This window comes from Streptomyces populi (assembly GCF_002911015.1).
In the GTDB taxonomy this organism is placed as follows: domain Bacteria; phylum Actinomycetota; class Actinomycetes; order Streptomycetales; family Streptomycetaceae; genus Streptomyces; species Streptomyces populi.
Map to the genome: position 1 here is coordinate 1 of NZ_KZ626884.1, position 12,514 is coordinate 12,514.

General features: G+C 72.8%; 9 protein-coding genes and 1 tRNA gene. 1 reads left to right on the forward strand and 9 read right to left on the reverse strand.

The genetic code is table 11. The features are described from left to right. Window positions 1–100: 100 nt before the first annotated feature. From obgE to CW362_RS22685, 7 genes are all read right to left on the reverse strand, one after another. Window positions 101–1,537 (reverse strand): GTPase ObgE, encoded by a 1,437-nt coding sequence (obgE, locus tag CW362_RS22655; protein ID WP_103551358.1) that lies wholly within the window; start codon window positions 1,535–1,537, stop codon window positions 101–103. Between the two features lie 208 nt (window positions 1,538–1,745). Further along, a complete protein-coding gene (gene rpmA, locus CW362_RS22660; RefSeq protein ID WP_030362615.1) occupies window positions 1,746–2,000 on the reverse strand; it encodes a 50S ribosomal protein L27 in 255 nt (84 codons plus the stop codon). A 16-nt stretch (window positions 2,001–2,016) separates the two neighbouring features. Continuing rightward, complete coding sequence (gene rplU / locus CW362_RS22665; protein WP_103551359.1) at window positions 2,017–2,337, reverse strand: 50S ribosomal protein L21; 321 nt, start codon at window positions 2,335–2,337, stop codon at window positions 2,017–2,019. 258 nt (window positions 2,338–2,595) lie between these two features. Beyond that, the gene (locus CW362_RS22670) at window positions 2,596–6,633 is read right to left on the reverse strand and encodes an Rne/Rng family ribonuclease (protein WP_103551360.1); all 4,038 of its coding nucleotides are present in this window, start codon (window positions 6,631–6,633) and stop codon (window positions 2,596–2,598) included. 261 nt (window positions 6,634–6,894) lie between these two features. Further along, window positions 6,895–7,683 (reverse strand): TIGR03936 family radical SAM-associated protein, encoded by a 789-nt coding sequence (locus CW362_RS22675; RefSeq protein WP_103551361.1) that lies wholly within the window; start codon window positions 7,681–7,683, stop codon window positions 6,895–6,897. A 48-nt stretch (window positions 7,684–7,731) separates the two neighbouring features. Then, a complete protein-coding gene (locus tag CW362_RS22680; protein ID WP_103551362.1) occupies window positions 7,732–8,949 on the reverse strand; it encodes a hypothetical protein in 1,218 nt (405 codons plus the stop codon). A gap of 86 nt (window positions 8,950–9,035) precedes the next feature. Next, on the reverse strand, window positions 9,036–10,205 hold the full coding sequence (locus CW362_RS22685; protein ID WP_240657974.1) for a tetratricopeptide repeat protein: 1,170 nt from the start codon (window positions 10,203–10,205) through the stop codon (window positions 9,036–9,038). 614 nt (window positions 10,206–10,819) lie between these two features. Between CW362_RS22685 and CW362_RS22690 the strand changes: the two genes are divergently transcribed. Beyond that, on the forward strand, window positions 10,820–11,569 hold the full coding sequence (locus tag CW362_RS22690) for a collagen-like protein (RefSeq protein ID WP_103551363.1): 750 nt from the start codon (window positions 10,820–10,822) through the stop codon (window positions 11,567–11,569). 195 nt (window positions 11,570–11,764) lie between these two features. Here CW362_RS22690 and CW362_RS43415 read toward each other — a convergent pair. Beyond that, window positions 11,765–11,841 (reverse strand) — tRNA-Cys (locus CW362_RS43415). 87 nt (window positions 11,842–11,928) lie between these two features. Continuing rightward, window positions 11,929–12,462: an amino acid permease gene (locus CW362_RS22695; protein ID WP_240657975.1), complete on the reverse strand. Its 534-nt coding sequence runs from the start codon at window positions 12,460–12,462 to the stop codon at window positions 11,929–11,931. Between the last annotated feature and the right edge of the window lie 52 nt (window positions 12,463–12,514).

Genomic DNA, 12,514 nt, shown 5'->3' on the forward strand with positions numbered 1-12,514 from the left:
GGCTGATCACGCCACCCGGACACGAGAGGGCGGGCCGGAGGAAAACCTCCGGCCCGCCCTCTCATGTCGTCACCGCGGTATCGAGTGAACCGGGCAGTGCCTAGAACGGCTCGAAGTCGTCGTACGCCTTCTCCGACTCGTCCCGCTCGGCCTGCTTGTCCCGGCGACGCTGGGTCGCGGGGCGCGGAGCGTCGAAGCGGTGGTCCTCACCGCGGCGGCCCAGCATCTCCGCACCGGCCATGACGGTGGGCTCCCAGTCGAAGACGACCGCGTTCTCCTCGGGGCCGATCGCGACGCCGTCGCCGGCGCGGGCGCCCGCCTTCATCAGCTCGGCCTCGACGCCGAGGCGGTTGAGCCGGTCGGCGAGGTAGCCGACGGCCTCGTCGTTGTTGAAGTCGGTCTGGCGCACCCAGCGCTCGGGCTTCTCGCCCCGCACGCGGAAGAGGCCGTCCTCCTCCTGCGTCACGGTGAAGCCGGCGTCGTCGACCGCCTTCGGACGGATGACGATCCGCGTCGCCTCCTCCTTGGGCTTCGCGGCCCGCGACTTCGCGACCGTGTCGGCGAGCGCGAAGGACAGCTCCTTCAGGCCCGTGTGGGCGACCGCGGACACCTCGAAGACGCGGTAGCCGCGGGCCTCCAGGTCCGGGCGCACCATCTCCGCCAGGTCCTTGCCGTCCGGCACGTCGATCTTGTTGAGGACGACCATGCGCGGACGGTTGTCGAGGCCGCCGTACTGCTTGAGCTCCTCCTCGATGATGTCGAGGTCGGAGACCGGGTCGCGCTCGGATTCGAGCGTGGCGGTGTCCAGGACGTGGACGAGCACGCTGCACCGCTCGACGTGGCGCAGGAACTCCAGACCGAGGCCCTTGCCCTGGCTGGCGCCGGGGATGAGGCCGGGCACGTCCGCGATGGTGTAGACGGTCTCGCCGGCGGTGACCACGCCCAGGTTCGGGACGAGGGTCGTGAAGGGGTAGTCCGCGATCTTCGGCTTGGCGGCGGACAGGACCGAGATGAGCGAGGACTTGCCGGCGCTCGGGTAGCCGACGAGGGCCACGTCGGCGACGGTCTTCAGCTCCAGGACGATGTCCTGGAGGTCCCCGGGCACGCCGAGCAGCGCGAAACCGGGCGCCTTGCGGCGGGCCGAGGCCAGCGCCGCGTTGCCGAGGCCGCCGCGGCCGCCCTCGGCGGCGACGTACGAGGTGCCGTGTCCGACGAGGTCCGCGAGGACGTTGCCCGCCTTGTCGAGCACGACGGTGCCGTCCGGCACGGGCAGGACCAGGTCCTGGCCGTCCTTGCCGGAGCGGTTGCCGCCCTCGCCGGGCTTGCCGTTGGTGGCCTTGCGGTGCGGCGAGTGGTGGTAGTCGAGCAGCGTGGTGACGGACTGGTCGACGACCAGGGTCACGTCACCGCCACGGCCGCCGTTGCCGCCGTCCGGGCCGCCGAGCGGCTTGAACTTCTCCCGGTGCACGGAGGCACAGCCGTGGCCTCCGCTACCCGCGGCGACGTGCAGCTCGACGCGGTCCACGAAGGTGGTCATGTGGGGTGCCTCCAGCACTTCGGTTACTTCGGTTCTTCGGCCGCATCAGTACGTACCGAATGTCTCTTGCGTAACACGCGAAAGGCGGACCCGCTTCCCCTGGGGGAAGTGAGGTCCGCCTCGCGAGGAACTCTGTTCTGCGGAGCCTGGGCCCCGAGGCGTTCGATCCCGTCCGAGAGGGGACCGGATCAGCCTCGACGGGACTCGATCAGGCGACCGGAACGATGTTCACGACCTTGCGGCCACGGTGGGTGCCGAACTCGACCGCACCGGCGTCCAGCGCGAACAGCGTGTCGTCCTTGCCACGGCCGACACCGGTGCCGGGGTGGAAGTGGGTGCCACGCTGGCGGACCAGAATCTCACCGGCGTTGACGGTCTGACCGCCGAAGCGCTTCACACCGAGCCGCTGAGCGTTGGAGTCGCGACCGTTCCGAGTGGACGATGCGCCCTTCTTGTGTGCCATGTCTCAGTCCCTACCCTTACTTCGCAGCCGCGGGGATCTCAGTGACCTTGATCGCCGTGTACTGCTGGCGGTGGCCCTGACGACGGCGGTAGCCGGTCTTGTTCTTGTAGCGAAGGATGTCGATCTTCGCGCCCTTGTGGTGGTCCACGACCTCGGCCTGGACCTTGATGCCGGCAAGGACCCAGGGGTCGCTCGTCACGGCTTCGCCGTCGACGACGAGCAGGGTCGAGAGCTCGACCGTGTCGCCAACCTTGGCGGTGGAAATCTTGTCAACCTCGACGATGTCGCCGACAGCAACCTTGTGCTGGCGACCACCGCTGCGCACGATGGCGTACACGCGGATCTCTCTTTCGCTCGGAACGGAACCCCGCAGTCCAGCCGACCGGGAACGAACACGGAAGGCCTCTCCCGGCCACCGGGGTGTCCGGGAGGAAGAGGTTTACGGGGATGCGGCGCGTCAGGGGACACGCCGACGGTCAAGGTTACGGGGCCGCGACCGAAAGGGTCAAACCAGGCCGGGCCCCGCGGGTGTGCCACCGGTCACGCGGTGTCCCCGGCCCGCTCGATACGCGGGCCGGGGACACCGTGCGGAGCCTCAGCCCTCGTCGGTGGACGCCGTGACGGTGGAGAGCGTCTGCTCAGCCGCCGCGGTCTTCTTCGCCGTGGACTTGACGGCCGCCTTCTTCGCGGTCGCCTTCTTGGCCGTGGTCTTCTTCGCGGCCGTCTTCTTCGCGGCGACGGTCTTCTTGGTGGCGGCCTTCTTCGCCGTCACCTTCTTGGCCGTCTTGCGGGCCGCCGCCTTCTTGGCGGCCGGTGCCTCGGCGTCGGCGTCGGCCTCGACCTCGGCGACCGGCTCGGCTGCCTCGGCGGCCGGTTCCGCGGCGGCCGACGGGACGACCACGACGGCCGCCTCCGCGGACGCGGTGGGCGCGGTGGCCTTGCGCACGGCACGGCGGCGCGGACGGGCCGGCGCGGCGCTCTCGGCGGGGGCCTCGGCCACCGGCTCGGGCGTCGCCTCGACCTCGGCGACGGTGGACGCCGGAGCCTCGGCGGCGGGCGCCGCGACCGGCTCCGTGACCGTCACGACGGCTTCCTCGGCCGACTTGGGCGAACCCGCCGGCGCCGACACCTTGCGGGTCGCACGACGGCGCGTACGGCCCGCGGGAGCGGCCTCGGCCTCCGCCACGGCGGCCGCGGGGGCCTCGACGGTCTCGGCCGGGGCCTCGGCGACCGGCTGCTCGGCGGCCGGCGCCTCGACGACCGGGTCCTCGACCGCGAACGGCTCGGCCTCGGCGGCCTCGCGGGACCGGGCGGCGGCCCGCTCGGCGCGCTCCTCGCGCCGGGTCCGGGGAGCGCGCTCCTCGGTCCTCGGCGCACCCGCCGGAGCGGACGCGCGCCGGGAGGCACGGCGACGCGAACGGCCACGGGTGGCCGCGGCCTCCGCCTCGGCGGCGCTGCCGTACAGCTCCTCGTCCGGCTGGAACTCGGTCTCGACCAGTGCGACGGGCGCGGCGACCTCGGCGGCCACCTCGGCCTCGGTCTCCGCCTCCGGCTCCTCGGCCGGCTCGTGCGTGAGCTCGTGGTCGTGCTCGTGGACCTGCTCGGCGCCGCCACGGCCGCGCTTCTTGCGCTTGCCGCCGCCACCGATGGAGGTCGGCTGCTCCATGTGCACGATGACGCCACGGCCGTTGCAGTGGACGCAGGTCTCGGAGAAGGACTCCAGCAGGCCCTGGCCGACCCGCTTGCGGGTCATCTGCACGAGGCCCAGCGAGGTCACCTCGGCCACCTGGTGCTTCGTGCGGTCGCGGCCCAGGCACTCCAGCAGGCGCCGCAGCACCAGGTCGCGGTTGGACTCCAGGACCATGTCGATGAAGTCGATGACGACGATGCCGCCGAGGTCGCGCAGCCGCAGCTGGCGCACGATCTCCTCGGCCGCCTCCAGGTTGTTCCTGGTGACGGTCTCCTCGAGGTTGCCGCCCTGGCCGGTGAACTTTCCGGTGTTGACGTCGACCACGATCATGGCCTCGGTCTTGTCGATCACCAGCGAGCCGCCGCTGGGCAGCCAGACCTTGCGGTCCAGCGCCTTCATCAACTGCTCGTCGATCCGGTAGGTGGCGAAGACGTCGACCTCGGAGGTCCACTTCGACAGCCGGTCGGTCAGGTCGGGCGCCACGTGCGAGACGTAGCCGTGGATGGTCTCCCACGCCTCGTCGCCGCTGACGATGACCTTGGAGAAGTCCTCGTTGAAGATGTCGCGGACGACCCGGACGGTCATGTCCGGCTCGCCGTAGAGCAGGGTCGGGGCGTTGCCGCTCTTCGCCTTCTTCTGGATGTCCTCCCACTGCGCCTGCAGGCGCTCGACGTCACGGCGCAGCTCGTCCTCGCTCGCGCCCTCGGCGGCGGTGCGCACGATGACGCCCGCGTCCTCGGGGACGATCTTCTTGAGGATGGTCTTCAGACGCGCGCGCTCGGTGTCGGGCAGCTTGCGGCTGATGCCGGTCATCGAGCCCTCGGGCACGTACACCAGGTACCGGCCCGGGAGGGAGACCTGGCTGGTCAGACGGGCGCCCTTGTGGCCGATCGGGTCCTTGGTGACCTGCACCAGGACGGACTGGCCGGACTTGAGGGCGGACTCGATGCGGCGCGGCCCGTTGGCCATGCCGAGCGCCTCGAAGTTGACCTCGCCGGCGTAGAGCACCGCGTTGCGGCCCTTGCCGATGTCGATGAAGGCCGCCTCCATCGACGGCAGCACGTTCTGGACCTTGCCCAGGTAGACGTTGCCGACGTACGAGGTCGCCTGCTCCTTGTTGACGTAGTGCTCGACGAGCACGTTGTCCTCGAGGACGCCGATCTGGGTGCGCTCGCCGCTCTGGCGGACGACCATCACCCGCTCGACGGCCTCGCGGCGGGCCAGGAACTCCGCCTCGGTGATGATCGGAACACGGCGGCGGCCCTGCTCGCGGCCCTCACGGCGGCGCTGCTTCTTCGCCTCCAGGCGGGTCGAGCCCTTGATGGACTGCACCTCGTCCGAGGGCTGCTCCTCGCGCCGGCCGCGCGGCTCGCGGACCTTGACGACGGTGCGCTCGGGGTCGTTCTCGCCGGGCTGCTCGGCGTCGCCACCGGAGTCACCGGCGCGACGACGGCGACGGCGCCGGCGACGGCTGCTGCTGGAACCGCCCGGCTCCTCGCGCTCCTCCGCCTCCTCGGCGTCCTCCTCGACCTGCTCGGCAGTGTCCTCGGCGTCCTGGACGGCCTGCTCGGCGGCGTACTCCTCCTCGGCGGACTCGCCGTCCGACTCGGCGGACTCGCCCCGGCGGCGACGACGGCCACCGCGACGGCGGCGGCGACGGGAGCCCGCGGACTCCTCCTCGCCCTCGTCGCCCTCGACGGCGTCCTCCGCGTCCTCGGCGGATTCCAGGTCCTCGGCGGGCTCGGTGTCCTCGACGGACTCCTGCGGCTCCTCGGCCACGGTTCCCGGCTCGTCCTCGAAGCCCCGGCGACGGCGGCGCCTGCGGGGGGCGGCCGGCTCCTGGGGGGTCTCGGCCGGCTCGGCGGCCTCAGCGGCCTCGGCGGCCTCAGCCGCCTCTGCGGCGGCCGCGGCAGCGGCCCGCTCGGGCGTCTGGAACATCGGCTCGGTGAAGACCGGCGCCTGGAACACGGCGACGGCCGGACGGGCGGGGCGCCGCGAGGACTCCTCGGTGTCCTTCTGCGTGGGCGCCGAGAAGCCGACGGCGGCCTTGCGGGTGGCGCGGCGGCGGGCACGACGCGGACCGCCGTCCTCACCCTGCGCGGCCTCGGTCTGCGCGGCCTCGGCCTCGACGGCCGCCGGCTGCGCGGGCTCCTCGGGCTTGCTCTCGCCGCTCGCGGGCGTCTCCGCGCGCTCGTCGGCACCGTCGCCCTCGGGCGCGCCGGCGGGGGCGGAGGCACGACGGGTGGCGCGACGGCGGGTCGTGCGGCGCGGGGCGGCCTCCTCGGCGGCGGGCGCTTCGGGCTCGGCCTCCGTGGTGGCGGGGGCGGCGGCCTGCTCGGCGGCGGTCGTCACGACCTCGACGGACTCGGCCGCGGCGGGCGCACCGGCGGGGGCGGAGGCGCGACGGGTGGCGCGACGACGGGGACGGCCGGCGGGGGCGGTCTCCTCCGCGGCGGCGGCCGGGGTCTCCTCGACGGTCCGGCTCTCGGGCTCGGCGACAGCGGCGGCGGGCGCCACGGTCTCGGCCACTGCGGCCTCGGCCTCGGCGGTCTCGGCCACGGCGGGCGCACCGGCGGGCGCGGAGGCCCGGCGGGTGGCACGGCGGCGCGTACGGCGCGGTGCGGCGTCTTCGGTGGTGACGGCGGCCTCGGCCTCGGCCGGAGCCTCCTCGGTCTCCTCGACCGCGACCTCTTCGGTCTCGTCCGTCTCCTCGGCCTCGGTGTCCGCGGAGGTCACGTCCCCCGCGGGGGCTTCCTCCGCCACGAGGTCGGCGGACGCGACGGCCGGTATGGCCGGCGCGGTGGTCTCGGCCGCGGCCTCGGAGGCGGCGGTCGGCGGACCGGCGGGGCGCGACGCGGCGCGGCGGCGGCGCCGCGGCGGCAGGGTGTCGCTGGGGGTGTTGTTGTTGTCGGAACCCTCGGTGGGTTCGGTCGGCTCGAGCATGCGGGTGGATCTCCCGTCAGGCTCCCGGGCGCCGCACCCGGTCCGGCGATGCCGGTGACGTCCGCGGCTCGCGCGGTGCGCGGTGCCGCCGTCCGGGGCGCGGGCGCCGCACGGGAGCTCTCTGTGTCCTGTCTCGCCGGTTCCGTACACCATGTGTGCGTACGGCCTGGCGAAAGTCTTAAGGTCGGTGCGCTGCCCGACCCAGGTGGCTCCCGGATACGAGGGCGGCGCTACGACATCTGTCCTTACGCGGGACCTTCCTTACGCCGACGCCTTCGCGGCGGCGGTCTCGGCGGCCCCTGCGCGATCGGCCGGGGCGGCTGCGACTGCCTCGCGGTCGGGCGCGAGCGGGTCGGTCACCGTGCCGGTCTCTTCATCGAACAGCCCCTGCGCCAGCCTGGTCACCGCAGCGGCGACCGGCGGCGCCAGGTCGGCCACGGCGCGAAGACCGGACAGGACGTCGTCGGGTCGAACGGCAGGCGTCACGTGCCGAACAACCAGCCGCAGTATCGCACAGGGCTGGTCGGTCGGCCTATCAGCCTGGGGACTGTGCGTCTCGGGGGCCGTCCCGAGGCTCGCCACGGCACCGCGGGCGTCGAACGTCCGCATGCCGTTCTTGGTCTTGCGGCTGACCTCGACGGTCTCGGCCGCGTTGAAGGCCTCCACCGCGCGCTCCGCTTCCGCCGGGTCCACGCCGTCGAGACGCATCTCCCACACGGAGGCGGTGAGCCGGTCGGCGAGACCCGAGACGCGGGCCTCGACCGCCTCGGTGATGTCGAGCCCCTGGGGCATCGACTCGTCGAGGAGCTCGCGCAGTTTCTCGGGGTCGCGCCTGTCGGTGAGCGCGATCTCCAGGTACTCCGCCTCACTGCCCGTGCCGGTGGGTGCGGCATTGGCGTACGACACCTTCGGATGGGGCGTGAACCCCGCCGAGTACGCCATGGGTACGGCGGCACGGCGCAGGGCACGCTCGAAGGCGCGCTGGAAGTCACGGTGGCTGGTGAACCGGAGGCGGCCGCGCTTGGTGTAGCGCAGTCGGATGCGCTGCACCGCGGGTGCGGGCGGCGGGCCTTCGGGCTGTCGCTTGCCCAGTGTCGCTCAGTCCTTCATGAGTGCGGTCGTACTGCTACCTAGAGTACGTGTCTCACCGGCCGCTGGTTCCCGCCGGGCGACCGGCTGTGGTTCCGCGGGGGTTCCGAAGAGCATCCGCCGGAAGTCGGCGCGGGCCTGCCGGGCGCTGTCCCGGGCGGCCTCCAAGGCCTGCCGTGCCGTCCGCCCGGCCGCGCGCGCCGCCTCGGCCGCGGGCCTGAGCACCAGATCGCGCACGGCGTGCCCGACCGGTGTCAGCACGGTCCGGTAGGCCCAGCGCGCCGGTTCCACGAAGGTCCACCGGAAAAGACGCGCGAGGAAGCGTCCGACGGCGAGCGAGACGTACCCGGCGATCCGCCACGCGTGCCCGAGGGCCTCGCCGATCTCCCTGGCCACGACGGCGAGGGCCCGTCCGACGGGCACGAGGACCCACCGCCACACCGCGAGGGCGGGAAGCACCAGCAGGACACGGGCGGTCCGGTGGAGAGCGGTCCCGATGCCCGTGAAGACCATCCGTACGATCCGCGCGAACCACCCGGCGAGGAAGGCGATCGCCCTGCCGACCGGGGTGAGCACCCACGTGTACAGCCACACGGCGGGAACCACGAGCAGATACCGGACCAGCCAGGCGACGGCGGTGTACGCCCCGAACGCGACGGCCGCGAGGACCATGCCGACGCCCTTGAACACCCAGGCCACGGCGCGCCCGACCGGCGTGAGCAGCCGCGCGTACACCCAGCCGCACACGGCCTCGACACCGCCGAGGATCCGGTCGAGCACGGTCAGGACGCCGCCGACGAACCACTTGAACGCGGTCAGGACTCCCGTGAGCACCAGGGCGAGCAGGGCGCCGGTCCTGCGGGCCGTCCAGGCGAGGGCGTGGCCGAGCGGGGTCAGGACCGTGCGGTACAGCCAGACCGCGGGGACGACGAGCAGCACGTGCCCGAGCCGGGCCAGCGCCTCGGCGACCGGCAGGACGACGTACCGCCACAGCGCCACCCAGGGCCAGACGAACAGCGCCCGCGCCACCCAGCCGAGGGCCCGCCCGAGCGGCCGGAACAGCGTGTTCTGAAGAAACCTTCCGCTCACGACGAGCGCGTCCCACACCATCCGTACCGGCACGACGAGGACGAGCACCACGATCCGCACCGGAACGCGGATCGCGACGGCGAGACATCCCTCGGCCTGCGCGGCGGGCCGGGCTGCGGACGGTTTTTCCAGATCCATACCTGCGTAGACGCACCGGCGGCCCCGATGGATGCGACGTGCCGGCACCTGACGGACACGACACGCCGGCCCCGGTGGTACGGCCGTCACCCCTCCCCCGGGCTCCCGGCCCGCCGCCCGTCGCCGCTCCCGCCCGGCCGGGACGCCCTCGGCCCGTCGGGAACGGGGGCCGGCGGGGGGACGGTGACGAGGCGCCGGACGGAGAACTCGCGGTTGATCCCGGTCTGGCGCCGGACCGCCTCGGGCAGGTCGGGCAGGGCCAGCAGCCGGTCGCAGGCCCGGACCGAGCCCGCGTGGTCGCCCACCCAGTAGGCGGTGATCGAGTACTCGAAGAGCAGGCCCCAGCGGTACACCCAGCTCCGGGTGAACAGCAGATCGTCGGGTTCGGGCCGGTCGAGGGCGGCGTCGAGCAGGGCGTGCGCGGTGCGGTACCGGCCCAGGACCCGCAGCCGGGAGGCCAGTTCGTAGCAGGCCTCGAGGCGTTGCGGACGCACCTCCCAGGCGCGGGAGAACGCGTCCATCGCCCCCGGCCAGTCCCCGGCCCTCTCGGCCTTGAGGACACCGGCCTCCAGGAGCGAGACGTAGACCTCCTCCGGCCAGCCGCCCATCGCCGCGCGCCGCTCGTACAGCGCGATCGCCTCCTCGGCGTTCCCGAGGTCGCGTTCGGTGTTGGCGAGGTAGAAGACCGTACGGGTGTTGGCGGGGTCGCGCTCCAGCTCGCCCCGCAGCAGGCGGGCGTCGCGTTCGAACTTGTCGGCGCGGCAGCCGCCGTCGGCGTGGTCCTCGATCACCAGCGCGTCCAGGTTCTCCTGGGCGTCGGGCCCGTCGGTGCACGGGTACTCGTGGGTGACGCCCTCGTAGCGCCAGTCCCGGTCCCCGCGCATCAGGTGCTTGAAGCGGTGCTGGGTGCCCGGGGTGTCGTAGCGCAGCATGTACGAGGTCGCCGTCAGCGACGGCAGCGGGGCGTCCTGGCGCAGCACGTGGTCGGCGTCGACCGTGAGCAGGAAGTCGGCCCTGCCGCGGGCGCGGCGGATGTTCCGGGTGCGGTTGTGGCCGAAGTCGACCCAGGGCTCCTCGTGGAGTTCGCCCGGGACGCCGGCGAGTGCCGCGCGGATCAGGTCCTGGGTGCCGTCCGTCGAGCCGGTGTCGGAGATCATCCAGGTGTCGATCAGGTGGCGGACCGAGCCGAGACAGCGTTCGATGACCCGCGACTCGTTCTTGACGATCATGCAGAGGCAGATGGTCTGCGGCTTCACGGCGGCCAATGTGGCACACGCCGGACGCCTGGAGGCGCTCCGCACGGGACCGGGTGCCGAAACAGCGCCCGATCGGCCGCAGGCGGGCCAACTGCGCGTCCGGGTCGGGCAATTGCCTCGCCGCGAGAGTGTCCCGATCGGACTGATCAGATGATGTTCGGGGTGCGTTTCGGTGGAGTGTGACGATCTTCCTGGTGCCGCCGGGTGAAGCCCGCGATCGGCTTCGGGGGGTTCCCCGCCGATCGACGGAGGAGTACCCGCAGATGGATCCCGAGCCCAGGAACGCACTCCGTCGGGGCCGTCGGCCCGCCACCGGCCGACGGCCCGACACGCACGAGGGGTGTCCGGCGGGACGCCGGCCGCTCTCCCGGACACCCCTCCCCCGCGTCCCGCTCGCCGAAGCCGCCCACGCGCATCCGACCGGGCACGGCAGGTCCAACGTCGGATCACCGGGCGACAATTGAGCAAGCGTCACCAGACAGTCACCAATTGGGCTGATTTGATGATATACATGGCGCGTTTCTCTGGAATGCGCCGGTCCGACCGGCGCCAACGGGTCAAGCTCACGATCGGCTTCAGGAAAATTCCACCGATCGATTCGAGGAGTGCCCCGTATGAATCCCGAGTCCCGGACCGCCTGCCTGCCGGGCCCGCCGGCCCGCGGCCGGTTCAAGAGGGCGGGTGTGGTCACGTCACTGACGCTGGTGATGGCGTCGGGGGTGGTCGGCCCCGCGACACCGGCGGACCTGGCCACGTCCGACCGTACGACGGCGGCTCCGGACGGCGGCGACAGGTGCAGGCCGCGCCGCGTCGAGGAGCAGGTCCCCACGAGCGAACCCGCCGACGGCCCGAGGGGGTGCAGAGGTCCACGGGGCCCGAGGGGCGCGACCGGACCCACCGGGCCGCAGGGCCTGCCCGGCCCGACCGGCGCCACCGGCCCCCAGGGCGAAACCGGCCCGACGGGCCCCTGCGTCGGGATCGACGCCGCGCAGGAATCGACGGACTTCGAGATCCGTCTCGCGCTGACGGGCGGAAGGACGTACGCGGGCATCCGCGACCAGCGCACCGGTGAACAGCAGATCGTCCTGTGGACCGACCTCAGCGGCCGTCCCGGCTATCCCGCCGGCGGCGCGGCCGGGCTGCCCTGCGACGTCACCGTCAACGCGCACAACCGGTCCACCACGGTGAAGCGCATCAAGTTCGACGTCATCACCACCACGGGCCAGGTCTGGGAAGCCGCCTGTGTCGCGTTCACCACCACCCACCCCGCGACCCTGAACTGCGCCGACCGCACGGGCCGTCCCAAGCCCTGGATCCTCGTCGCCCGGCAGCCGACGCCCGACGCCGTCAACGGCGGCGTATGACCGGCACGCACGAGGGGGCGCAGAGGGCCGACGACCGACGATCGGCGCCCTCACGGACACCCCTCTCGGACACCCTGCACGCACGACGGAGCCGCCCACCCGGATGTCCCGGGACGGGCGGCTCGGTCCGAGCGTTCAGAGATCGGAGTCGGTGGCGGCGACGTAGCATCTTGGGCCGCTGGACAACACCGGCCGGGGCCGGGGCGGGATTCGAACCCGCGTCGCTCTCGTTGCAGGAGAAGTAGCCGCAACCTGCGCACCTGAACGACGCCCATGGTAGCGCCGCCGACGGTCAGGGCACTCGAAATAGCGGCGGGGCCACGACCGGCGCCCCTCCCTGCCGGGTCACCAGGAGCGGACTACCCCCCGTCCGTGCCCGAGGACACCGGCATTCCCGGCTCGCTCTCCAGCGCCTGACGGTTGAACAGCAGCAGCCCGGCGAAGAACAGCCCGCCCGCGACGATCAGCCCCACGACGATCAGCGAGGGAACGAGCGCCTCCGACGGCGAGACCAGCATGACCAGGGACGCCACCGTCCACACCAGCGCGCAGATCGCGACCGGCAGCTCGAACCGTCCGAGGTCGAAGGCACCCTTGTTGCGGTCCAGTCGGCGGCGCACCGCGAGGTACAGGACGATCGTCGCACCGTAGACGAGCGCCGGAATGATGGTGCTCGCCGTGATCAGCTGGAGCAGCGCGTCGCCCGGCAGCGCCACCATCAGGGCGACGCCCATGACGAAGATCAGGATCGTCGCGGGGATCGGCGTGTGCGTGCGCGGGTCGACCCGGCGCATCAGCCGGTGGGCGGGGAACCGCCCGTCACGCGCCATCGCGAAGACGATCCGCGAGCACGAGGCCATCACCACGGTCCCGGCGCCGAAGAACGCGATCACGATCGCCCGCGCGGCACGGAACGGACGAAGAGCCCCTCCCCGCGGGAAGGGG